Annotated in this window: 18 protein-coding genes; 7 read left to right on the top strand and 11 right to left on the bottom strand. The window is 54.2% G+C overall.

Annotation, left to right across the window (positions count from 1 at the left end):
* Nucleotides 1-43: 43 nt before the first annotated feature.
* Together ACI2I2_RS00820 and ACI2I2_RS00815 are read right to left on the bottom strand one after the other, a co-directional pair.
* Nucleotides 44-2,008: a U32 family peptidase gene (locus tag ACI2I2_RS00820; RefSeq protein ID WP_404656148.1), complete on the bottom strand. Its 1,965-nt coding sequence runs from the start codon at nucleotides 2,006-2,008 to the stop codon at nucleotides 44-46.
* Between the two features lie 233 nt (nucleotides 2,009-2,241).
* The gene (locus ACI2I2_RS00815) at nucleotides 2,242-2,784 is read right to left on the bottom strand and encodes a helix-turn-helix domain-containing protein (RefSeq protein WP_404656147.1); all 543 of its coding nucleotides are present in this window, start codon (nucleotides 2,782-2,784) and stop codon (nucleotides 2,242-2,244) included.
* A gap of 91 nt (nucleotides 2,785-2,875) precedes the next feature.
* Here ACI2I2_RS00815 and ACI2I2_RS00810 point away from each other — a divergent pair, with 91 nt between their 5' ends.
* Nucleotides 2,876-4,036, top strand: coding sequence for a benzoate/H(+) symporter BenE family transporter (locus ACI2I2_RS00810; RefSeq protein WP_404656146.1), 1,161 nt, complete (start codon nucleotides 2,876-2,878; stop codon nucleotides 4,034-4,036).
* On the opposite strand, the gene ACI2I2_RS00805 is transcribed toward ACI2I2_RS00810, so the two are convergent.
* On the bottom strand, nucleotides 4,016-4,888 hold the full coding sequence (locus ACI2I2_RS00805; protein ID WP_404656145.1) for a helix-turn-helix domain-containing protein: 873 nt from the start codon (nucleotides 4,886-4,888) through the stop codon (nucleotides 4,016-4,018). The two genes, ACI2I2_RS00810 and ACI2I2_RS00805, sit on opposite strands and share 21 nt — an antisense overlap.
* A 185-nt stretch (nucleotides 4,889-5,073) precedes the next feature.
* Between ACI2I2_RS00805 and ACI2I2_RS00800 the strand changes: the two genes are divergently transcribed.
* Nucleotides 5,074-5,982, top strand: coding sequence for a DMT family transporter (locus tag ACI2I2_RS00800; RefSeq protein ID WP_404656144.1), 909 nt, complete (start codon nucleotides 5,074-5,076; stop codon nucleotides 5,980-5,982).
* A 29-nt stretch (nucleotides 5,983-6,011) separates the two neighbouring features.
* Here the strand turns inward: ACI2I2_RS00800 and ACI2I2_RS00795 are convergent, their stop codons facing one another.
* Together ACI2I2_RS00795 and ACI2I2_RS00790 are read right to left on the bottom strand one after the other, a co-directional pair.
* The gene (locus ACI2I2_RS00795) at nucleotides 6,012-6,683 is read right to left on the bottom strand and encodes a DUF3313 domain-containing protein (RefSeq protein ID WP_404656143.1); all 672 of its coding nucleotides are present in this window, start codon (nucleotides 6,681-6,683) and stop codon (nucleotides 6,012-6,014) included.
* A gap of 434 nt (nucleotides 6,684-7,117) precedes the next feature.
* Nucleotides 7,118-8,713, bottom strand: coding sequence for an ABC transporter substrate-binding protein (locus ACI2I2_RS00790; protein ID WP_404656142.1), 1,596 nt, complete (start codon nucleotides 8,711-8,713; stop codon nucleotides 7,118-7,120).
* A gap of 93 nt (nucleotides 8,714-8,806) precedes the next feature.
* Between ACI2I2_RS00790 and pepT the strand changes: the two genes are divergently transcribed.
* Nucleotides 8,807-10,039, top strand: coding sequence for a peptidase T (gene pepT / locus ACI2I2_RS00785; protein ID WP_404656141.1), 1,233 nt, complete (start codon nucleotides 8,807-8,809; stop codon nucleotides 10,037-10,039).
* On the opposite strand, the gene tehB is transcribed toward pepT, so the two are convergent.
* Entirely contained in the window at nucleotides 10,036-10,632 is a 597-nt protein-coding gene (gene tehB / locus ACI2I2_RS00780) for a tellurite resistance methyltransferase TehB (RefSeq protein WP_404656140.1), read from the bottom strand. The genes pepT and tehB overlap by 4 nt on opposite strands.
* A 161-nt stretch (nucleotides 10,633-10,793) precedes the next feature.
* On the opposite strand from tehB, the gene ydcK reads away from it, so the two are divergent.
* Nucleotides 10,794-11,774, top strand: coding sequence for a YdcK family protein (gene ydcK, locus ACI2I2_RS00775; RefSeq protein WP_404656139.1), 981 nt, complete (start codon nucleotides 10,794-10,796; stop codon nucleotides 11,772-11,774).
* On the opposite strand, the gene rimL is transcribed toward ydcK, so the two are convergent.
* A complete protein-coding gene (gene rimL / locus ACI2I2_RS00770) occupies nucleotides 11,766-12,332 on the bottom strand; it encodes a 50S ribosomal protein L7/L12-serine acetyltransferase (protein ID WP_404656138.1) in 567 nt (188 codons plus the stop codon). The two genes, ydcK and rimL, sit on opposite strands and share 9 nt — an antisense overlap.
* A gap of 158 nt (nucleotides 12,333-12,490) precedes the next feature.
* Here rimL and hpxO point away from each other — a divergent pair, with 158 nt between their 5' ends.
* Complete coding sequence (hpxO, locus tag ACI2I2_RS00765) at nucleotides 12,491-13,648, top strand: FAD-dependent urate hydroxylase HpxO (RefSeq protein WP_404656472.1); 1,158 nt, start codon at nucleotides 12,491-12,493, stop codon at nucleotides 13,646-13,648.
* A gap of 169 nt (nucleotides 13,649-13,817) precedes the next feature.
* Here the strand turns inward: hpxO and ACI2I2_RS00760 are convergent, their stop codons facing one another.
* The 3 genes from ACI2I2_RS00760 to ACI2I2_RS00750 all read right to left on the bottom strand — a co-directional run bounded on the left by ACI2I2_RS00760 (nucleotide 13,818) and on the right by ACI2I2_RS00750 (nucleotide 17,665).
* Complete coding sequence (locus ACI2I2_RS00760; protein ID WP_404656137.1) at nucleotides 13,818-15,473, bottom strand: glucan biosynthesis protein D; 1,656 nt, start codon at nucleotides 15,471-15,473, stop codon at nucleotides 13,818-13,820.
* 236 nt (nucleotides 15,474-15,709) lie between these two features.
* Complete coding sequence (locus ACI2I2_RS00755; RefSeq protein WP_404656136.1) at nucleotides 15,710-16,483, bottom strand: ABC transporter substrate-binding protein; 774 nt, start codon at nucleotides 16,481-16,483, stop codon at nucleotides 15,710-15,712.
* A 12-nt stretch (nucleotides 16,484-16,495) separates the two neighbouring features.
* Nucleotides 16,496-17,665: a pyridoxal phosphate-dependent aminotransferase gene (locus ACI2I2_RS00750; protein WP_404656135.1), complete on the bottom strand. Its 1,170-nt coding sequence runs from the start codon at nucleotides 17,663-17,665 to the stop codon at nucleotides 16,496-16,498.
* 143 nt (nucleotides 17,666-17,808) lie between these two features.
* Between ACI2I2_RS00750 and ACI2I2_RS00745 the strand changes: the two genes are divergently transcribed.
* Together ACI2I2_RS00745 and ACI2I2_RS00740 are read left to right on the top strand one after the other, a co-directional pair.
* A complete protein-coding gene (locus ACI2I2_RS00745; protein WP_404656134.1) occupies nucleotides 17,809-19,416 on the top strand; it encodes an FAD-NAD(P)-binding protein in 1,608 nt (535 codons plus the stop codon).
* A gap of 46 nt (nucleotides 19,417-19,462) precedes the next feature.
* Nucleotides 19,463-20,359: a LysR family transcriptional regulator gene (locus ACI2I2_RS00740; RefSeq protein ID WP_404656133.1), complete on the top strand. Its 897-nt coding sequence runs from the start codon at nucleotides 19,463-19,465 to the stop codon at nucleotides 20,357-20,359.
* Here ACI2I2_RS00740 and ACI2I2_RS00735 read toward each other — a convergent pair.
* A complete protein-coding gene (locus tag ACI2I2_RS00735) occupies nucleotides 20,298-21,806 on the bottom strand; it encodes a carboxylesterase/lipase family protein (RefSeq protein ID WP_404656132.1) in 1,509 nt (502 codons plus the stop codon). The two genes, ACI2I2_RS00740 and ACI2I2_RS00735, sit on opposite strands and share 62 nt — an antisense overlap.
* Nucleotides 21,807-21,841: the final 35 nt, after the last annotated feature.

Raw genomic sequence — 21,841 nt, 5'->3', positions numbered from 1 at the left:
AAATCGTAGGCCGGATAAGCGCAGCGCCATCCGGCGATTAACATCAGACGCCTTTGCGCTTCGGCAACGTCTTCAACAGTTCATCCGGGCTCACAGAAGCGACAATGCTTCCCGCCTGAGGCATCTTCAGAATGTGATTTTTGATTTTGCCGACCACGTGCATCTCACACGGACGGCAGTCAAATTTCAGCGTCAACACTTCATCGCCGTGCATCAGCTGCATCGGGGTCGCTTTCCAGCTCTTGATGTTGCCTTTCGCCTGTTTCGGACACAGGTTAAATGCAAAGCGCAGACAATGTTTGGTGATCATCACCGGCACATCGCCCTTCTCTTCATGCGCTTCATAGGCGGCATCAATCAGCTGCACGCCATAGCGATGGTAGAATTCACGCGCTTTGTGGTTATACACGTTGGATAAAAACGTCAGATGTGTTTCCGGGTAAACCGGGGCCGGAACCGCCACCGGTTTGCGGCTGCCGCGCTGATAGGCCGCCATACGCGCGTTATCAAGCATCTCGACGGTTTCACGGCGTAGCTGATTCAGCACGCTGTTTGGCACAAACAACGCCCCTGGCAAATTCACATTGACGTCGCGCGGGTAATAAATGGTTTGCCCCAGTTTGGCGATACCGTCCTGCAGATTGCTCAGCGCTTTTTCCGGATTCGAAGCTTCTTCGAAATTGCCTTCCAGCGTGTGAGTGACGCTGACGCCGTCCTCACAGGTCATGGTCAGGATCAGTTGTTCCTGCCAGCCGCTCATCTCAACATCGACCGCAATACGGCGTTCGCTGGAGGTTTTGGTCAGCGCCTGTGACCAGTTGTGGTCGAGGTTACGGTTAAGCGCCGCATGCGGACGGGCTTTATACAGATCGGCAGGCATTTCATTCGGCCAAACGCGATAGCGATTTTCGCCCGTTTTCTCGACCGTATTGGCGCGGAAGCCGACAACTTCACGCTTGATCATCACGTTCAGCCCGTCGCCATTGGCCAGCGGCTCGGTCACTTCAACATCTAAATGGTCTTTGCTGACTTTCAGCACTTCGCCAACCGGCAGGCCGATGAATTTCGGGGAGTCAAACGCGCCAATGTCACCTTTACGCGCATTCACGAAATAGTCGGTGCTGCCGCGATGGAAGGTTTTGTCGGTGGAGGGAATAAAGAAATGTTCGGTGCGCCCGGCAGACGAACGCGCCAGATCGCCGCGATCTTCAATAATGCGGTCGAGCATCTGGCGATAGTGCGCAGTGATGTTTTTCACGTAGCTCATGTCTTTGTAGCGCCCTTCAATTTTGAAGGAGCGCACGCCCGCATCAATCAGCGCCGCCAGGTTGGCAGTCTGATCGTTGTCTTTCATCGACAGCAGGTGTTTATCGTAGGCCACCACCCGGCCCTGATCGTCTTTCAGGGTGTACGGTAAACGGCAAGCCTGCGAACAATCGCCACGGTTCGCGCTACGGCCGGTATGGGCGTGAGAAATGTTGCACTGGCCGGAATAAGCCACGCACAGCGCGCCGTGAATGAAGAACTCAATGGTGGCGTCGGTGGCATCGTGAATGGCTTTGATCTGATCGAGATTCAGCTCACGCGCCAGGACAATCTGCGTGAAACCCACATCCGACAGGAATTTGGCTTTTTCGACGCTGCGAATATCGCACTGGGTGCTGGCGTGCAGTTCAATCGGCGGAATATCGAGCTGCATCACGCCCATATCCTGCACGATCAGCGCATCCACGCCGGTCTGATACAAATCCGTAATCAGCTTCTGCGCAGGCTCCAGTTCATCATCATGAAGAATGGTGTTCAGGGTCACGAACACCTTCGCGCCGTAGCGGTGAGCAAACGGCACCAGCTCGCCAATATCACTCAGGCTGTTGCTGGCATTATGACGGGCACCAAAGCCCGGGCCGCCGATGTAGACTGCATCCGCACCGTGAAGGATCGCTTCACGGGCAATGCTGGCATCGCGAGCCGGGCTCAGGAGTTCAAGATGATGGTTTTGCAGGCGCATCGTTATTATCCGTTGGGTCAAAATGGCGGCTATTGTAGTCAGAACTGAGGCGCGGCGAAATCATTTTCCACGCCGCACAAACGGGCATTTTCTGCTTTCTGGCAAAGCATTGATGAATTTGATATTTCCTGGCGTGACGGCAGTCGTTTACAGTCACTGCGTATTCCGGATTTTTCCTCGTCACGTTATGAATTGTTATGAATTGTTATGAAGTCGTCGTATTTTGCCGCAGCTCAGTCTGCGGCTTTTTCTTTTGGATAGTGGATGAGGGAATGAAACAGGATCGTTTCATCGGAGCTGTTCCGATAGGCATGCTGTGTGTCGCCGTGAAAGCGTAACCCTTCTCCCTCTTTCACCGCTTGCCAGTGTCCGTCAATACATATCTCTAACGTGCCGCGAATGGCCACCACATGTTCAATCACCCCGGATTCATGCGGCGTTGATTCACTTAACGCACCCGGCGCGAGCGTGATAGCGAAATGATCGAAGTGCAAAACCGGGTCCCACGGAAACACCGGTTTCACCACCATCGCCTGCTGCTGCGGATCATAAGCTTCGCTCGTGCTTTCCGGAGGCGTGATAAACACCGAGAAAGGGACATTCAGCCCGGTCGCGATTTTCCACAGTGTCGCAATGGTCGGGCTTGATTCGTTTCGTTCGATTTGCCCGAGCATCGCTTTGGAAACGCCCGTTTCTTCCGCCAGTTTAGACAGGCTCCATTCGCGCTGCTGACGTAATGTTTTCAGGGTTGATGACAGATGATCCGCAATATTCATGTGCTCTCCTCTTTGCATGAAGTTTATCACTTGTGCGCTATAACGCTCAATGCTACCTTTCTCCGGACGCTATAACGCACAAGAGGATTTTATGCGCACGTTTCCCTTTTCCACCCTACTGGCAGGTTTTGTGGCTGTGCTGGTTGGTTATGCCAGTTCTGCGGCAATCATCTGGCAAGCGGCCGCTGCTGCCGGGGCCGATGCGCAAACCATCTCCGGCTGGATGACGGCATTAGGGCTGGCGATGGGCGCGAGCACGCTGCTGCTCACCTTGTGGCGCAAAGTACCCGTATTAACTGCCTGGTCAACGCCGGGCGCGGCTTTGCTGGTCACCGGGTTACAAGGCGTGACGCTGAATCAGGCGATTGGCGTTTTCATCTTTGCGAATGCCTTAATTGTGTTCTGCGGGCTGACAGGCTTGTTTGCGCGCTTGATGAAAATCATTCCACATTCACTGGCTGCGGCAATGCTGGCGGGTATTCTGCTGCGTTTTGGGCTACAGGCCTTTGCCAGCCTGCAAAGCGATTTGTTGCTGTGCGGCAGTATGCTTATCGCATGGCTGATAGTGAAAGCCATTGCACCGCGCTATGCCGTGGTGGCGGCACTCGTCGTGGGTAGCCTGGCGGCTGTTTTCACCGGGGAATTGCACAGCGACACGCTGCACTTTGCGTTTGTCACTCCGCGTTTTATCGCGCCTGAATTTAATCTGCCCTTACTGGTCAGCGTCGGTATTCCCTTCTTTCTGGTCACTATGGCGTCGCAAAATGCGCCGGGTATTGCGACGATGAAAGCCTCTGGCTATTCCGCGCCGGTGTCGATGCTGATGGTGGTGACGGGTGGTATCGCCCTGCTGTTTTCGCCGTTTGGCGTCTTTTCGATTTGCATTGCGGCGATCACTGCGGCCATTTGCCAAAGTCCGGAAGCTCATCCTGATCCCAGTGAACGCTGGAAGGCTGCTGTGTCTGCCGGGGGGTTTTACGTGCTGGCGGGCATTTTTGGTGGCTCAATAACTTCGCTGATGGCGGCTCTGCCTGTGGCCTGGGTCCAGATGCTGGCCGGGCTGGCATTACTGGGAACGATAAGCGGTAGCCTGGTGCAGGCGCTGGCAAACGACAAAGAACGGGATGCAGCAATTGTGACATTTTTGGTCACCGCCAGCGGCGTAACGCTTATGGGCGTGGGTTCTGCATTTTGGGGGCTGGTGGCGGGTGGTGTGTGCTTTAGCGTGCTGTCACTGGCTCGCCGCACGTAGCTGCGAAGGTGTCATCCCGACGCTGCTTTTAAAACGATTGCTGAAATGACTTGCCGAGCTAAATCCGCAGGAAATCGCGATGTCCGTCAGCGGCATAGCGGTATGACGCACGAGCTGCTGTGCCTTCGCCATTCGCCGCTGCATCACATACTGGTGCGGTGCCATGTTCATCGACTGGCTGAACATTCGGGCAAAGTGATATTCGCTGAGCGCAGCCTGTTGAGCCAGATCGGCAAGCGTCAGCGGCTGGGCGAGATTTTCTTCGATGAACGCCAGCACATTACGCAACACGAACGGCGCGAGGCCACCGGTGACTTTCGGCAATTGCCACTGCACGTTGGTGTAATGCTGAATCAGATGCGTCATCAACAGCGTGCTGGCGGAACTTAACGCCAGTTGGTTTGCCTGCTGCTGCCAGTCACAATCGAGCAAAAAATGGCGATACAGCGCAGTAATTTTGTCATCACTGGCGAACGTCTTTTCGTCCAGGCGAAACGAGGCCGGGCTGCGATCCCAGATTTTCTCACCGATATCGCGCAGATGCTCATCGGTGCAATAAAGGTGCACGAATGAGAGGTTGTCGCGGATATCCCAGCTGGATTCGCTCTCTTTTGGCATCAGGCAAAAACGGTCAGGGCCGCCGCCGTTTTTCCAGCCGTGCGGCGTTTTGTGATAGCTCTCGTAGCCATCTGCCACATACAAACTGAGCGTGTGGTGGTCACTTTGTACCGTCACGGTGTCGTTTTGATTAAACCAGGCCGCCAGCTGAATGCCGGAGTTTAACGCCACCGTGTCCCGCAGGACGGCGTTCTGTTGGCGCAAGGTTTCAAAAGTACCGTAGGTTCGGGACATCGTGTTCGCTGTAGCAAGGGTTCAGTCAAGTAGTGTATGAATTGTTATCCCCCCTTTCCAGCATTACTCAACCTGCGTCACAAAAAAATGCGCAAGAATATGCAACTGCACCGCAAGCCGCTGCAAGCACTTCACGGCGGCGGCGTGCACACTTCGCGTTATGGTCAGCAAAACTGAGATTAACGATGAACGTACTTTTATATTGTCTGGTGGTGGTGATTTGGGGCACAACCTGGATTGCCATTTTTCTGCAGCAAGGCCCGGTGCCTGCTCCCGTCTCCATTTTCTGGCGCTTTGCGGTCGCCAGCATCACGCTGATGGTGGTGCTGAAACTGATGGGACGCCTGCGTAAGCTCGAGCTTCGCGACCACCTGTTCTGCATCATTCAGGGCTGCTGCGTGTTTTGCTTCAACTTCTGGTGTTTTTATACCGCCGCCAAATGGATCAACACCGGGCTGGAATCGGTGATTTTCTCGATGGCGGTGCTGTTTAACGCCATCAACAGCTTCCTGTTTTATCGCCAGCAGCCGCCGGGCCGCTTTTATCTGGCCGCCCTTCTGGGGCTGATTGGTATCGTCACCCTGTTCTGGGACGATTTGCAGGCCAGCGGTCTGAGCGGTGAACTGTTGATGGGAATTGGGCTCAGCGCCCTGGGCACCTATGGCTTCTCGCTAGGAAATATGCTGAGCATTCGTCACCAGCGTCGTGGGCTGGAAACGCTGACCACCAACAGCTGGGCGATGCTGTACGGCACGATGGTGATGGGCCTGATTGCGCTGTTCCGTGGTGACAACTTTATGCCTGAGTTCACCTTCAGCTACATGGGCGCACTGTTGTATCTGGCGATCTTCGGTTCGGTGATTGCTTTCGGTGCTTACTTTACGCTCGTCGGACGGATTGGTCCGGCCAACGCAGCTTACAGCACACTGCTGTTCCCGCTGGTGGCGCTGACGATTTCGACGTTTTATGAAGGTTATGTCTGGCACGCCAACGCGGTATTCGGCCTGGCGTTAATTCTGGTGGGTAATCTGGTGATGTTTGCCAAACCAGAAACCTGGTTTAAGCGGATGGCGTTGGGTAAAAGCGCTGCCTAAAAAGCCGGCGGCCTAAACCGCCGGTTTTTTTATGACTTCTGCGTCGGGTCGAACTTCACGGCATCAATTGCCATTTCATCAATCACGGCTTTCAGCGTTTCCGCCGTCAGTGGGGTATTTTCGTTGGAGAGGTCTTTGCCCTCGCCTTTACGCACCACTTTCACCACCGGTTTATTGGTATTCGGGTCAATCAGTTCGCCTTCAAAATAGAGACTGGTATCCATAGTCCGGTGCCCTGTCGCCATTTGAGTGCCCGCCACAATCAGCGCCACCGGTACCACTTCATAGAACTGCAACCCTTCTTTGCTGGAATCCACCCCGGTAATCGCGCCACGGAAAATCAAGCTGCGCGGGCCTGCCGTGGTGACCAGAGGTTTTCGTTCAGCAATGGCTTTTTGCATCTGCTGGTTGGTGTAGCTCAGGATTTGATCCAATGCCTGTTGCCCCACCTGGGTCGTCGGTTTTGGCACCGGATAATAAATAATCGGGTTATAAACCACGTTGTCAAAATTAGCCGGGTTATAGTCAGGATCGACCCAACGCAGTTCTGGTTTACCCGACGCTGACGTGGTTTCTTTTAGATCTGAATATTTCTTGAGGAAGCCTGAATACTTCTCAGGTTCTGCGATTTTGGAAGCACATCCTGTTAACGCTAATATGCCCGCAACGGCGGCCACTTTGAATAAAGTTTTGCTACGCATAAGATATCCCTGTAATTGCACAAGTGCGGGCTCCTTATAGCAAAACGGCGTAGGAATTGTTGTAGGAAAAAAAGCGGTTGTACCACTTTCAGAATTTCATTAGATATTCATTGTGATTATTTATTGTTCTGTCATTACGACATCCCCGCATGCACCCTGCTCGACAAGAAACCGCTAATGAAGGGGCTTAAGGCGCTGGCGCAACCTTTTGTTTAAAATACCTGCGCGAGTTATCACCTCCAGATAATCACGGCATGAATATATAAGATTAAATCATAATTTAATTACATATTTGACAAACACACCTGACACCAGAAATAACCGTATCATTCAGACAAATTCAATAGATCAAGGGTTTCTTTGTAACAAACAGCACAATTTTATTGCGATAAATAAAAGGTGTTATCACCCGCCCTCGCGGCGGGTGCGTTACTTTATTGTTCGATATCGACCTGGTAGAAAAGATGTTTGCCAAACGGGTCGATTTCGTACCCTTTTACTTCTTTGCGTACGGGTTCAAAAATCGTTGAATGCGCAATCATCACTGCGGGCATTTGATCATGCATCATCTGCTGTGCCTGTTTATACAGCTCAGCACGTTTGCTCTGGTCATTAATCGATTTGGCTTCGTTAATGAGTTTATCAAACGGTGCATAACACCATTTCGCCGAGTTTGAGCCGCCGTTAGCCGACTGGCAGGTAAACAGGGGGCCGAAGAAGTTATCCGGATCACCTGTCGCGGTCGTCCAGCCCATCAGCGCAGCCTGGTGCTCACCATCCTTCACTCGCTTGAGGTACTCGCCCCACTCATACGTGGTGATGGTCGCTTTGACGCCGATTTTCGCCCAGTCCGCCTGAATCATCTCCGCCATACGTTTTGCGTTTGGGTTATAAGGGCGCTGAACCGGCATCGCCCATAAATCCACGGTTAATCCATCCGCAAAACCGGCCTCTTTCAGCAGCGCTTTGGCTTTTTCTGGCGAATAGTCGTAATCCTTCAGCTCCCTGTCTGCGCTCCACACGCCTGGTGGCAGCAGGTTCTTCGCGGCGGTTCCGGTGCCATGGAACACGGCCTCGATAATTGCAGGCTTGTTAATGGCCATCGCCAGCGCCTGACGGACTTTGAGATTATCGAACGGCGGCTTTTGCGTATTAAACGCCAGGAAACCGGTATTGAGGCCCGATTTGCTCATCAGGGTAATGTCCTTGTTCTCTTTCATCCTCGGCAAATCAGCAGGATTCGGGAACGGCATCACCTGACACTCATTTTTCTCCAGCTTGGCGTAGCGCACTGACGCATCTGGCGTGATGCTGAACACCAGCCGGTCAATTTTCGCTTTGCCCTGCCAGTAATCCGGGAAGGCGGTGTACAGGATGCGAGAATCTTTCTGGTATTGCGCCAGTTTGAACGGCCCGGTGCCGATAGGGTCCATATCCACTTTTTCCGGTGTGCCCGCTTTCAGCATCGCATCGGCATATTCTGCGGACAGAATAGAAGCAAAGTACCATGCTAAATCCGGCACGAAGGGTGCTTCAGGATGCGCCAACGTGAAACGCACGGTGTGCTCATCCACCTTATCAATGGCGGTAATCAGCTTGCCGAACTCCAGGCTTTCAAAGTTGGCATAGCTGCCACCCGACACCTTGTGATACGGGTTGTTCGGGTCTTTTTGGCGCATGAACGAGAAGATGACGTCGTCAGCGTTAAAATCTCGCGTCGGTTTGAAGAGCTTGTTGCTCTGGAACTTCACGCCTTTGCGCAGATGGAAGGTGTAGGTTTTTCCGTCTTCGCTGACGTCCCAGCTTTCAGCCAGACTCGGCTGAAGCTCGGTCGTCCCCGCTTTAAAATCCACTAAGCGGTTGTAGACCGGAACGGCGCTCGCATCCACGCTGGTACCCGAGGTATATAACTGCGGATTAAAATTTTCCGGTGAGCCTTCCGAACAGTAAACCAGCGTTTTCGCGGCGATCGACGAGCTGACCGTCAACGCCAGCGCCGCCAGCGTCAGTGTTGTGAGTTTGCTTTTCATGTCCCTTTCCTGTTCTTATGGGTTTAGCCTTCCATTGATAACATCAAAAACTCACTGCAAACACCTGATATCACGAATAAAGAAGGAATCACTATGTCTTCACCGCTCGCCAGTCAATTAACCCAACGCTTCTTTCGCTACCTGGCTATCTCCAGCCAGAGTGAGGCCAGCGCAACCACATTGCCCACCACCGCAGGCCAGCATGAGATGGCACGTGTTCTGGCTAATGAACTGAAAAACCTGGGGCTGGAGAACATTGAAATCGATGAGCACGCCACGGTAACCGCGGTGAAAAAAGGCACTGTCGCCGGGGCTCCGCGTGTCGGTTTTATTACCCATATTGATACCGTTGACGTCGGATTGTCGCCGCATATTCATCCACAAATCCTGCAATTTACAGGTGAAGACATCTGTCTGAATCAAGAAAAGTCCATCTGGCTGCGGGTTGAGGAGCACCCTGAAATCCTCGCCTATCCGAATGAAGAGATTATTTTCAGCGACGGTACCAGCGTGCTCGGCGCGGATAACAAAGCGGCAGTGACCGTGGTCATGACGCTCCTTGAAAATCTGAGCGCTGAACAGCGTCACGGTGACATCGTGGTGGCTTTTGTGCCCGATGAAGAAGTTGGCCTGCGCGGGGCGAAAGCGCTTGATATCGACCGTCGCTTCAATGTGGATTTTGCCTGGACCATCGACTGCTGCGAACTGGGTGAAATTGTGTACGAGAACTTTAACGCCGCCGCCGCAGAAATCCGTTTTACCGGCGTGACGGCGCACCCGATGTCATCTAAAGGCGTGCTGGTCAACCCTCTGCTGATGGCAACCGATTTCATCAACCAGTTTGATCGCCTGCAAACCCCTGAACATACCGAAGGCCGCGAAGGCTACGTCTGGTTTAACGGGATGGAGGCAGGACAGAATCAGGCCATTCTACGCGCCAATATTCGTGATTTTGATTTGCAAAGCTTTGAGCGTCGTAAGCAGCAGATTGGCGAAGTGGCGAGTAAGATTGCCGCCGCACACCCTACGGCAAAGGTGGAGTATCAGATTAGCGATACTTACAGCAATATCAGCAATGCGATTGGCGAAGATCGCCGCGCTATCGACCTGATGTTTGAAGCGATGGAGAGCCTGGGGATTACGCCAAAACCAACGCCCATGCGCGGGGGTACCGACGGTGCGGCGCTGTCTGCAAAAGGGTTACTGACCCCGAACTTCTTCACCGGCGCGCATAACTTCCACTCAAAATTTGAGTTTCTGCCGCTGAAATCGTTCGAGGCCTCTTACCAGGTCGCGTTGCAGCTTTGTCTGCTGGCGGCGCGTTAAGCTGGTTTACGGGCGAGCATAGTGGCAAAGCGCAGCTTGATGCGATTGCCTTCGGCGTCGGTGCGGTGTAACTCACCGACGTCTTCGTTATAGCGATCGAACGCCCAGCCCTTGTAATAGTTTTTCAGTTCACCCTCTTTAAAGGCAAACGGGAAACCGACGGTACACGGGTAATCTTCGGTGTCCATCGCCGCGACAATCAGGTTCCAGCCGCCCGGTTTGGTGCAGCGTTGCATGTTGGCAATCAGACCCGGAATAGTGTCAGCTTGCAGGAACATCATCACCACGGTGGAAAGGATAAAATCGTACTCGCCGTCGAAGCTCAGCGAGTTGAGATCTTTTTCCGCCGTTTGCAGGTTTTCCAGCCCCTCTTTCTGCAGGATAGACTCCAGCGTGCTGATACTCATGGGATTCTTGTCCCAGGCCGTCACGTCGAAACCGTTAGCCGCCAGATACAAACTATTGCGGCCATTCCCACAACCTAAATCCAGCGTTTTTCCCGGTGCAACTTTGGTTGCCGCGTGCAGCACCTCGGAGTGGGTGCGAGTCAGGCCATACTGTTCAGTGAAGTAATTTTCATCCCGGCGAGTCATGAAGGATCCTTGTGTCGTGAAAGGGTTTGACGTTCAACGCGGAGCAGCAGTTTGTTTAATCATTCAACTAAATTTGAAGATGTATTTTAAAGGAACCTTTCCCCCTGCGTCACGGAGATTCTTTGCTACGTTTATGTTAATCCCCCGTAACGAGATTACCGATGAACAAGTACCGTCTGAGTGAGGCTTCCCGCCACTATAGCTGGCAAGACGAAAATGGAAAGCAAAGCGTCACGCTGTGGCAAATCATCGCCCTGCGTGATTTTGCTGATGTCAAAGCGGGGGTTGCGGGTGGTTGGGTTGATAGCGAAGCCGCGTTAAGCCAACAAGGCGACTGCTGGATTTATGATGAAAACAGCGTGGTGTTTGCTGACGCTGGTGTCAAAGACAATGCCAGAATCACGCAGCCCTGCACGGTTTCACATGGCGCTATTGTCGAAGGCAATGCCTGGCTGGACAATGCCGTGGTGACGCATCAGGCGCGAATAAGTGACAACGTCACCGTTCAGTGTTCGCGCGTGCGCGGTGAATGCCATCTGTTCGGCGAGGCACGTGTGCTCAATGAAAGCGACATTATCGCCGCCATTGGTCTGACCAAAGACGCGACCCAAATTCTGCAAATTTACGATCGCGCTACTGTCAGCCGTTCACGCATTGTGCATCAGGCGCAGATTTACGGGGATGCCATTGTCGACCAGGCCTTTATTGAGCATCGGGCGGAAGTGTTCGATGCGGCATTAATACAAGGCAACGAAGAGAACAATGTCTGGATTTGTGATTGCGCCAAAGTGTATGGCAATGCCCGCGTGGTGGCCGGAAGCGGTGAAGATGCGATCCCGACGCTCCGCTACAGTTCTCAGGTGGCTGAAAACGCCGTCGTCGAAGGCAACTGCGTGCTGAAACATCACGTGCTGGTCGGCGGTCACGCCTGGCTGCGTGGCGGCCCGCTTTTACTGGACGACAAAGTCCTGATTGAAGGCCATGCGCGTATCAGCGGCGATGTGGTTATCGAACATCGCGTAGAAATCAGCGGCAATGCGGTGATCGAAGCTTATGACGGCGATGCTATCCACGTCCGTGGGCGCAAAGTGATTAACGGCGAGGAGCGCATTACCCGCACGCCGCTGCTCGGCTCACTCTAACCCCAGATCGAGAATACGGGCATAGATATTCTGATCGTGATACTGCCCGTTCAGGTATTCCGCCTGCCGCAAACACCCTTCCAGCGTAAAGCCATTTCGCAGCGCCACCTGGTTGCTGCGTTCATTGGCGACCCGGCATTTGATCACAAAGCGCCTGACCTCACCTTGATCGGCGTAATACTGCATAAACGCCTGCAGCGCAGAGGTCAGAATGCCCTTGCCTTGCTTGCCTTCATCCAGCCAGTAGCCGATATAGCCCGCCTTATTCAGCGGCTCAATCGAGTTAAATGACAACACGCCGCTCACATCGCCATGTTCAACAATCAGGAACATTTTGGCGTAGCCACGCTGGTGGAGCAGCCGATTGCTGAGCATATTTTGGCGGGTGTCGTTTTCACCGCCGACAAACTGCGGCCAGTTTAATGATTCCTGCAACCAGTGGCGGTTCTTAAGAATCAACTGGTGCAGCGCTGAAACAAAACGTTCATCAGCCGCATGTAAGGTCACGCTCTCAGACACCCTGATTGTCTCGTCCTGTAGCGGTTTGTCGTCGGTCATATCAGCTCCTGTTCTTATTGTCTCGCACCAAAATGAAGCGTCCGGCCCCTGTTTTGTGCGTCAGAGGCCTTCCCCTGATACCCGAATGGCTTAAATACGCCGTGTGGGCGTTGGTATGCATCTTGCTTGACTCCTTTGTAACCCAAAGGAGAGTGATGATGAAAGCAATCGTGATTGGTGGTGGCATTGGTGGCCTCTCTGCGGCTATCGCCCTGAAGCAGTGCGGCATCCAGACCGAAGTTTATGAGGCTGTAAAAGAGATTAAACCGGTTGGGGCGGCCATTTCAATCTGGCCAAACGGGGTTAAGTGCCTGAACTGGCTGGGCATGAAAGAGCAACTGCGAAATTTAGGGGGGCCGATGGAGTTCATGTCCTACCGCGATTTCCGTCATAACAAGACCATGACCCGCTTTAGCCTCGACCCGTTGATTCAAAGTGTGGGCGAACGACCCTGGCCAGTCGCTCGCGCAGGGTTACAGGAGATGTTGCTGGACACTTACGGGCGCGAAGCCGTTCGCTTCGGACAGCGCGTGGTCAGCGTGGAGTCTTTCGCCGATGGCGTTCGCGCAACGTTTGAAGACGGACACACAGCCGAAGCCGACTTGCTCATCGCCGCCGACGGCACGCACTCCGCCGTGCGCTCCTGGGTGTTGGGCTATCAGACGGAGCGCCGGTATGCCGGATATGTAAACTGGAATGGTCTGGTGACTATCGATGAGTCCTTAGCGCCAGCCAATCAGTGGACAACCTGGGTTGGCGAAGGAAAGCGCGTCTCGCTGATGCCCGTCGCCGGGAACCGCTTTTACTTCTTCTTCGATGTTCCGCTGCCCAAAGGTCTGGCGGAAGATCGCACCACCCTGAAAGACGATTTGCAGCGCTATTTCAGCGGTTGGGCAGAACCGGTACAAACGCTGATCGCCCAGATTGATCCCCAGACCACCAACCGAATTGAAATTCACGATATCGAACCACTGGAAACCTTGGTTCGTGGCCGAGTGGCCTTACTGGGAGATGCGGGACACAGCACCACGCCGGATATCGGTCAGGGCGGCTGTGCCGCAATGGAAGATGCCGTCGTGCTGGCAATGACCTTACAGACGCATTCTCTTGGCATTGAAGACGCCCTGCTTCGCTATCAGGAAAAACGCGCCTGGCGAGTGAAAGATCTGGTACTTAAAGCTCGCAAGCGCTGCGATGTCACCCACGGCAAGGACATGCACGAAACCAAAGCGTGGTATGACGAGCTGTATCACGAAACCGGGGACCGCATTCTGGCAGGCATGCGCGAAACCATTGTCGGCGGGCCTTTGGGGTAGCCGGCAAAGGTGGCGTTGCAGGCTTTTGGCGGTCAGTCACCGAAGCTGGCGACACGATATTTGTAACGAAGATTGCCGGATGGCGCTAACGCTTATCCGGCCTACGATTTTCCGCCAACCTGTGACTCACGTAGGCCGGGTTAGCGCAGCGCCACCCGGCGATACCGGCTTATTTCATCACGCGGTCATCAACGTAATTACGTTTATCCGGCGCTGGTGGGAAGTACTGATACAGCCAGGTTTCGCTGATCGCATCGCCCTGGCAGCGCAGGAACATGCGCATTTCCACCGGATCGGTGGAGTCATTGGTCGGGTACCAGTCAAACAGGATGCGGTAGCCGTCAAACGGTTCAACGTACAGGATTTCAACCTGCTTCGCTTCGCCGTTAGAAAGCGTGATAACCGGCTCGATACCTTTCGGTGCAGCGGCCTTCAGATCACCGCCCACGAAATCGATAGCAAAACGACGTGCCCATTTTTCTGGGTAATGCTCGCCCGGTGCCCAACCTTCAGGGAAGCCACCCATACCGGTACGGGTTGCCATCACGCGCGCCAATGGCGAACGTACTGGCGGCTGTGCGGCCCAATACAGACGATATTTAAAGTCGAGCTGATCGCCCGCTTTCACCGCTTTCTTCGGTTCCCAGAAGCAGACGATGTTATCCAGCGTTTCACCCGTTGTCGGGATTTCCATCAGCGACACCGCCCCTTCACCCCACTGGTTACGCGGCTCAACCCACAGGCTTGGGCGTTTGTTGTACCAGCCCATCACGTCCTGATAGTGGCTGAAATCGCGGTCCAGTTGCAGCAGGCCGAACCCGCGTGGGTTTTTATCCTGGAAAGCGTTGAACTGCAGCTTTTGCGGGTTGTTCAGCGGACGGCAGACCCACTCCCCGTTCCCACGCCACATCGCCAGGCGATCAGAGTCGTGGATTTGCGGGTGAATGGTGTCGCACATGCGGCGTTCATTGTTGCCACAGCTGAACATGCTGGTCATTGGCGCGATGCCCAACTGCTTGATGTCCTCGCGGGCGTAGATGTGATTTTCCACATCCATGATCACCTGCGTTTCCTGGCAGTTGATGGTGAATTTATACGCGCCGGTCACGCTGCGGCTGTCCAGCAAGGCATAAACGGTAAACACCGTTGCGCCCGGTTTGACAGTTTCAAACCAGAACGAGGTGAAGTCCGGGAACTCTTCTGGGGTGTCGGTGAAGGTGTCCACGGCCAAACCACGCGCGGACAAACCGTACTGATACGTGCTGTCTACTGCGCGGAAGTAGCTTGCGCCGAGGAAAGAGACGATATCGCGGCGTGCCAGTTCTGGCGCTTTAAACGCGCGGAAGCCTGCGAAGCCGAGATCGGTCTGGCCTTCCAGCTGTTTGGTATCGACGCCCGCGTCGTTGTATTTAAACAGCTCCGGGCGGAAATGAATTTCACGCGCCTGCTGTGAAGCGGAGTCCAGAGAGAACATGCGCACGCGACGACGGAAGCCCATGCCCACGTGGAAAAACTGAATATCGAGCTGACGATCGGGAATGTTATTCCACAGCGACTGCGACGCATCGTACTGAATGGCGTTGTAAGCCTGCGGCGTCAACTCTGCCAGGGTTTTTGGCAGATCTTTTGGGGCACCGCCCCAAGGCTGGCGGGATAAATCATGCGCCATGGATTGCAGGACGGAGTAATCAAAACGGCGGGTCTGACCATCGGCAATCGCCGAGTCGTCGGCCATCGCGGCTTTCGAAAAGAGAGTGGCGAGTCCGGATGTAGCGCTCACCGCGGCTACAGCCATTGAGGATTTGATAAAGTGTCTGCGGTTCATGCCTGAGTCAGCGTCCTTCTATGATGATCGACTTCGCTAAGATGCGCCCACTCTAGACAAAAACGGCGGATAATCCAATTGTTGGTGGTACAAATTCCGAACAAACCGGAAAATAAATTATTACGATCAGAAGTGACTGATTCCGGGTGTAAAAGTGCGTAAATCCTGCTCAATCAGCAGCAACAAAAAAGCCCCGGACGACGACATCATCTCCGGGGCCAAAGCAGCACTCGTTGTTATTTTACGCTGACGTCGATACCGGGGAAGTATTTCGCCGCAAGCTTTGTGATGGTGCCATCGGCGCGAACTTTGTCGATGGCGGCGTCGAGTTGTTTTTTGTTGGTCTCATCGTCTTTACGCAGGCCGAAACCAATGCCGCTGCCGAGAATGGTGTCATCGGCGACGGGCTTACCAATAAAGCCAAACCCTTTGCCCTGCGGTTTGCTGAGGAAACCAGCCTGCCCGGCGGCAGACATCACCAGCGAGGCATCAATACGCCCATTCAGTAAGTCAGCCCACGCCATGTTCTGGTCTTTGTAGGACACCACCGTTACGCCGTGTTTTTCCCAGTGTTCTTTGGCATAGGTTTCCTGAATTGAGCCTTGCAGCACGCCAATCGTTTTGCCCTGCAACCCTTCCGGCGTCGCCTGCATTCCGCTGCCTTCTTTACCGACTAACTGCGAAGGAATACGGTAAATCGGCTGAGTGAAATCGATGCTCTTGCGGCGCTGCTCGGTGATGTTCATCGCCGAGTTAATGGCATCGAATTTTTTCGCCACCAGGCCGGGGATCAGGGAATCAAAGGAGCTTTCCACCCAGCTGCATTTCAGCTGTGCAGCCTGGCAAATCGCATTGCCTAAATCGATATCAAATCCTTGCAATTCACCGGCGGAATTGCGGCTCTCAAACGGGGGATATTCTGCTTCTACGCCAAAACGGAGTGTACCCGCCGCAAAAGAAGAGAGTGAGCAGAACAGGCCCATGCCCAGAATCAGTGCTTTACCTTTCATCGCCAACGCCCCTTAACGTGGTTTTACCTGACACAGGGCCGCAGCGCCTGCCCGTAATGTGGCCTCATCCTTCGCAAAGGAGAGACGAATAATTTTATTGTCCGTGCCGTCGGTATAAAACGCCGACAACGGGATCGTGGCGACGCCATGATCGACGATAAGCCGTTTGACCATCTCGCTGTCGCTTTCATCACTGAAATGGCTGTAATCCGCCAGCAGGAAGAAGGAGCCGCGGCTTGGCAGCAGCCTGAACGGTGATTCAGCCAGCAGCGTTTGCAGCAAGTCGCGTTTGCGCTGGTAAAACGCCGCCAGCGACAACCAGGTTTGCGGGTCGTTCATGTGCTCAGCAAACGCGTGCTGCATCGGAGTATCGGCAGAGAACATCAAAAATTGATGCACTTTGCAGATTTCATCCATCAACTCAGCCGGCGCGACGCAGTACCCGACACGCCAGCCGGTCACATGGTACGTTTTGCCAAAGGAGGAGATTATCACGCTGCGCTCTGCCAGTTGCGGATGCGTCGCCATGCCGTGATGCGGTTCACCGTCGAACACCACATGCTCATACACTTCATCGGAAAGAATGACGATGTCGGTATTGCGGGTCAGGTTCGCCAGTTGTTGCAGATCGTCTGCGCTAAAAACCATGCCGCTTGGGTTATGCGGCGTATTCACGATGATCATTCTTGTGCGTGGCGTAATCGCCGCACGCACTTCATCCCAGTTCACCTGGAAATCCGGCACCGTCAGCTTGATCGCAACGGGCTTTGCGCCCTGCAAACGGACAATCGGCGCGTAGCTGTCGAATGACGGTTCGAAGTAAATAACCTCATCGCCAGGATGCACCAGGCCGCTTATCGCTGAATAAAGCCCTTCACTGGCGCTGGCGGTAATCAGCACTTCGCTGTCCACGTCGTAACGCGTGCCGTACAAATCGGCAATTTTATCGGCGATGCGCTCTTTCAGCGGGCGCAATCCTGTCATGGGCGCATACTGATTATGCCCCTCTTCCATGGCACGCGTGACGCCAGCCACTAAGCGTGGATCACACGGAAAGTTCGGCGCGCCCTGGGAAAGATTAATCGCATTGTGTTGAGAGGAAAGCTGGCCGATAACGGTAAAGATAGTCGTGCCTACGTCGGGCAGTTTGGTGCGGGTTTTCACCGAAGAGCGCAGAGTCATTGCTAATCCTTTCTCAAAATATGTGCATAACTATTCAATCGAAAGCCCAGCAAAACGACAATCGAATTGTTGTCATATTAGCCATGAGAAAAATGCATGGCTTCCTGTACTACACTTGATGCAGGTCATGACAGGTCACTACTATGAAAAACATTGCCATTGTTGGCACCGGCCCTACCGGGATTTACACCCTTTATTCGATGGTTGAAAACCAGAATGCCGCCGCGATCACCCTCTATGAACAGGCAGACGAAGCCGGCGTTGGCATGCCTTATGCTCAGGAAGACAATTCGCGACTGATGCTGGCCAACATTGCGAGCATTGAAATCCCCCCGCTGTTTTCGACCTATCTCGACTGGCTGAAACAGCAAGATCCACTTCATCTGGCGCACTACGGCGTGCAGCACGCCAGCCTGCATGAACGGCAATTTTTGCCGCGTATTTTGCTTGGTGAGTATTACCGCAGCCAGTTTTTGCAGCTGACAGAACAAGCCCGGCAGCGGGGTTTCCAGATAACCGTGCACGAATCCAGCGAAGTAACGGATCTGGTGGTCAGTAACGAAGGCGTGAAACTTTGGGCAGGCGCTTCAAAGCCCGAAGTCTTCGACCTGGTGGTACTGGCAACAGGTCACGTCTGGCCTGACGATGAGCAGGCTACACGCGGTTACTTTCCAAGCCCGTGGTCAGGCTTGCTTGAAGCACACGTTGATGCCGGAAAGGTCGGCATCATGGGCGTATCGCTTAGCGCGATTGATGCCGCAATGGCTGTCGTGGCACAGCACGGCGAGTTTGTCGAAACCGGCAGCGACGGGCTGGCTTTTCGCCTTGATAAGGACAGCGATGCGCTGAAAATTGCGCTGTTGTCGCGTTCCGGAATTTTGCCCGAGGCTGATTTCTACTGCCCTTTGCCCTACGAGCCTTTGCAAATCGTGACTGAACAAGCGATTGAGCGCGAAATTGCAGCCGGGCAAGACGGTTTGCTCGATCGCGTTTTCGCCTTAATCGTGAAGGAAATTGAGCTCGTGGACCCGCACTGGAGCAAGCACATCTCACTGCAAACCCTCAACGCTGACACCTTTTCCGAAGCCTGGTTTGCTGATCGTCAGCAGCACTGCCCGTTTCATTGGGCGGCTAAAAACCTTGAAGAAGTCGAACGGAATAAGCGTGACAAACACACCGTGGCGTGGCGCTACGCCCTTTTACGTTTGCATGAGCCTGTAGAGGATATCGTGCCTCATCTCAGCGAGCATGACAGGGAGCGGTTCAGCAACGGGCTTGCTCGCGTGTTTATCGATAACTACACCGCCATTCCCTCGGAATCCATTCGTCGTCTGCTCGCACTTCGCGACGCAGGAATTCTGAGCATTCACGCACTAGGACAGGATTACACCCTGAATATCGGAGACAAGAAAACGGTGATTATCGCTGGAGATGAGCGCTTTGAATTTGCCACGTTTATTGATGCCAGAGGCCAAAGGCCGCTGAAAATTCGCGATCTGCCCTTTCCGGCATTGCGCCAGCAACTGGCTGAAACAGGCGATGACTTTCCCGATGTCGCCGACGATTACACCTTGCTTGAACCGCCTTTCGTGCGCGGAAAAATTGCCTGCGGTGCACTGCCGTATTTACTGCACGATCGGCCCTTCGTTCAGGGGTTGACGGTGTGTGCAGAAATCGGTGAAAACATCGCCAGAGCAGTATCAGCCCTACCTTCGCGGACCCGGCGGCGATTGCCATTTTTCGGGCAGTGAGGCAATGTCATACTCGCCATGAGCAAATTGCATAGCTGGAGTCTGCATGCCACGTAGCCAGTTACCCCTGAACGCTATCGAAACGTTCCTCGTTACCGCGCGTCACCTCAATCTGACGCATGCGGCTAAAGAGTTGTGCCTGACTCAAGGCGCTGTGAGTCGCAAGATTGCCACCCTGGAAGCCTGGTTTGGCTTTCCGCTGTTTGAACGGCTAGCGCGAGGCTTACGCCTGTCTCCGCAGGGCAGTGCGCTTTATCCGGAACTGATGAGCTCGTTTCATCAAATGGTGATGGTGGCCGAACAGGCTCGCCAGCAACAGACCGTGGTTCGTCTGAAAGCGCCCACCTGCGCCATGCGCTGGCTGGTGCCAAAACTGGTGGAGATTGAACAGCGTTTTCCGGAGATGCAGATTGCGCTCACCACCACCACCGAGCATTCGGTCAACTTTAAGACGGAACCGTTCGATGCGGCGATTGTGTTTGGCTCACACCTGAATGCAGGCGATCTGCTTTTCGAAGAAGCGCTGACCCCGGTCGTCAGCCATCGTCTGGCGGAGAATGCTCAGTTTTCAGGCATGACATTTTTACACCCCACGCGTGACAAAACAGACTGGTCGATATGGCTGGCGCAATTCACCACGCCATTACCGTCTGCTATGCAAAAGAATCAGCACTTCGACACCATGGATTTAGCCATCACAGCAGCGATTCAGGGCTTTGGTGTCGCGATTGCTGACGAAACGCTGGTGCAGGAAGATTTGCTGAGCGGCAGGCTCGTGCGGCCTTACGCGCTCAGCGTGAAAACCGGAGCCAGTTACCGACTGGTGGTTCGCGAAGGGTCGGCAAAAGCTTCCGGCTTGATGCAGTTCCGCGACGGGCTGCTCAATCCAGCGTCACGTGATGACGCATTACCCGGCGAAACAGCGCCAGCCGCGCACGCATAAACCGGTTTTCGACTTTAAAGCCCGCGTGTTTGTTCAGCCCGATACGTAACAGCCTGTCACGCCCTTTTATTGACGCTGGCCAGCGAAGCGGGCCATGTAAAGTGTCACAGGTGATACTGGCGTGGCGGGCGAAATTAACCCAGTAATCCGCCACCTGTGCGGAGAACGCGCAATCATGTTGATTGACATACTGCCGTGCCGGTTCTGCCAGCGTCAGGGTATCAAAGACGTAAGGCACTTCATTGCCGTGCCAGGTTCCATGGGCATAAGTGTCGTGCTCGGCCTGCGCCACATAGTCGAACCAGTAGCGCCAGCATGGCTGCCCGACACGCTGCTGCGCCTGCATCACCAGATAGCCAAGCGTGGTAAACGCCATGTCTCGACACACCTGTCGGCCTAACTCCACATCGTCTTTCACGCCTGGATAAAGCAATTTAATCAGCCCTAATCCCAACCGCCGTTCGCGGCGCAATTTTTGAATTTGCCCCGCTAAATCGACACCAAACACCGCCATCACGCTCGCTTCATCGCTGTTTGATCCCACCATCACCGGCATCGGATGCTGGCGAGCGGCGAAGAACATGTCCAGCATCGGCTGCGGTAAAACGGCATCCCCGCAGATCGGCACTGGCCCTTGCTTCAGTTCGCCGTCAAGCGGCCACAGGCTTTCAGCCGGGATCGCCCGTAACTGTTCTGCCGTCGCGTTGTGCAGGTCAAAATGGCGGGCAATCGCCTGGCTTTTTGCCTCAGCGTGTTCGAGCGTCTGATCGGGCAGCGTGTAGCTGCTTTGAATAATGGCTTTATGAAACAACCCTTTTGCTTTGGGTGAAACCATCAGCGACATCACGCTGCGCGCGCCTGCAGACTCGCCAAACAAAGTGACGTTGTCACCATCACCACCAAAGGCTGCGATGTTTTCCTGCACCCACTTCAGTGCGGCAATCTGATCCAGTAGCGCAAAATTGCACACCCGCTCATCTTCTTCCCCTTTCAAAGCAGGATGAGCAAAGAACCCCAAATGCCCTAGTCGGTAATTGACCGTGACTACCACTGCATCCCGTTTTGCCAGCGCTTTTCCGTCATAAGGAGGAAGGCTTCCCGCCCCAATGGCAAACCCGCCGCCGTGCAGCCAGACCATCACGGGCAATGGCTGCGTACGCTGCGCCGGAGCCCAGACATTCAGATAGAGACAATCTTCGGAAAAGGCACCCGGATCGCCCCCGCCAAGTTCACGGCAAGAGTTGATATCCTGCCAACTTGATGGGGAAAACTGATGCGCCTCACGCACGCCCTGCCAGGGAATAACTGGCTGAGGCGAACGCCAACGAAGCGAACCAACGGGAGGAGCGGCGAAGGGGATCCCTCGCCAGAGATGAACGTCGTCTTCAAACATGCCCAGCAGGTCGCCCTGCCGGGTATGGACTAACGGTAAAGCGGGAGTTTGCATACGTGCGATCCTTTCTCTGCAAGACTCCCAGTGTA

This window comes from Scandinavium sp. NPDC088450, from assembly GCF_044900545.1.
Lineage (GTDB): Bacteria > Pseudomonadota > Gammaproteobacteria > Enterobacterales > Enterobacteriaceae > Scandinavium.
Note: the sequence above shows the minus strand (reverse complement) of the source record. Positions and strands in the feature narration are given on the sequence as shown.

Excerpts from the sequence above, each read along its gene's own strand:
- ACI2I2_RS00750 (WP_404656135.1), bottom strand. The coding sequence starts at position 17,665 with ATGACTCTGCGCTCTTCGGTGAAAACCCGCACCAAACTGCCCGACGTA.
- ACI2I2_RS00755 (WP_404656136.1), bottom strand. The coding sequence starts at position 16,483 with ATGAAAGGTAAAGCACTGATTCTGGGCATGGGCCTGTTCTGCTCACTC.
- ydcK (WP_404656139.1), top strand. The coding sequence starts at position 10,794 with ATGAACAAGTACCGTCTGAGTGAGGCTTCCCGCCACTATAGCTGGCAA.
- ACI2I2_RS00820 (WP_404656148.1), bottom strand. The coding sequence starts at position 2,008 with ATGCGCCTGCAAAACCATCATCTTGAACTCCTGAGCCCGGCTCGCGAT.
- ACI2I2_RS00800 (WP_404656144.1), top strand. The coding sequence starts at position 5,074 with ATGAACGTACTTTTATATTGTCTGGTGGTGGTGATTTGGGGCACAACC.
- ACI2I2_RS00745 (WP_404656134.1), top strand. The coding sequence starts at position 17,809 with ATGAAAAACATTGCCATTGTTGGCACCGGCCCTACCGGGATTTACACC.
- ACI2I2_RS00795 (WP_404656143.1), bottom strand. The coding sequence starts at position 6,683 with ATGCGTAGCAAAACTTTATTCAAAGTGGCCGCCGTTGCGGGCATATTA.
- pepT (WP_404656141.1), top strand. The coding sequence starts at position 8,807 with ATGTCTTCACCGCTCGCCAGTCAATTAACCCAACGCTTCTTTCGCTAC.
- rimL (WP_404656138.1), bottom strand. The coding sequence starts at position 12,332 with ATGACCGACGACAAACCGCTACAGGACGAGACAATCAGGGTGTCTGAG.
- ACI2I2_RS00790 (WP_404656142.1), bottom strand. The coding sequence starts at position 8,713 with ATGAAAAGCAAACTCACAACACTGACGCTGGCGGCGCTGGCGTTGACG.
- ACI2I2_RS00760 (WP_404656137.1), bottom strand. The coding sequence starts at position 15,473 with ATGAACCGCAGACACTTTATCAAATCCTCAATGGCTGTAGCCGCGGTG.
- ACI2I2_RS00815 (WP_404656147.1), bottom strand. The coding sequence starts at position 2,784 with ATGAATATTGCGGATCATCTGTCATCAACCCTGAAAACATTACGTCAG.
- ACI2I2_RS00735 (WP_404656132.1), bottom strand. The coding sequence starts at position 21,806 with ATGCAAACTCCCGCTTTACCGTTAGTCCATACCCGGCAGGGCGACCTG.
- ACI2I2_RS00740 (WP_404656133.1), top strand. The coding sequence starts at position 19,463 with ATGCCACGTAGCCAGTTACCCCTGAACGCTATCGAAACGTTCCTCGTT.
- hpxO (WP_404656472.1), top strand. The coding sequence starts at position 12,491 with ATGAAAGCAATCGTGATTGGTGGTGGCATTGGTGGCCTCTCTGCGGCT.
- ACI2I2_RS00810 (WP_404656146.1), top strand. The coding sequence starts at position 2,876 with ATGCGCACGTTTCCCTTTTCCACCCTACTGGCAGGTTTTGTGGCTGTG.
- tehB (WP_404656140.1), bottom strand. The coding sequence starts at position 10,632 with ATGACTCGCCGGGATGAAAATTACTTCACTGAACAGTATGGCCTGACT.
- ACI2I2_RS00805 (WP_404656145.1), bottom strand. The coding sequence starts at position 4,888 with ATGTCCCGAACCTACGGTACTTTTGAAACCTTGCGCCAACAGAACGCC.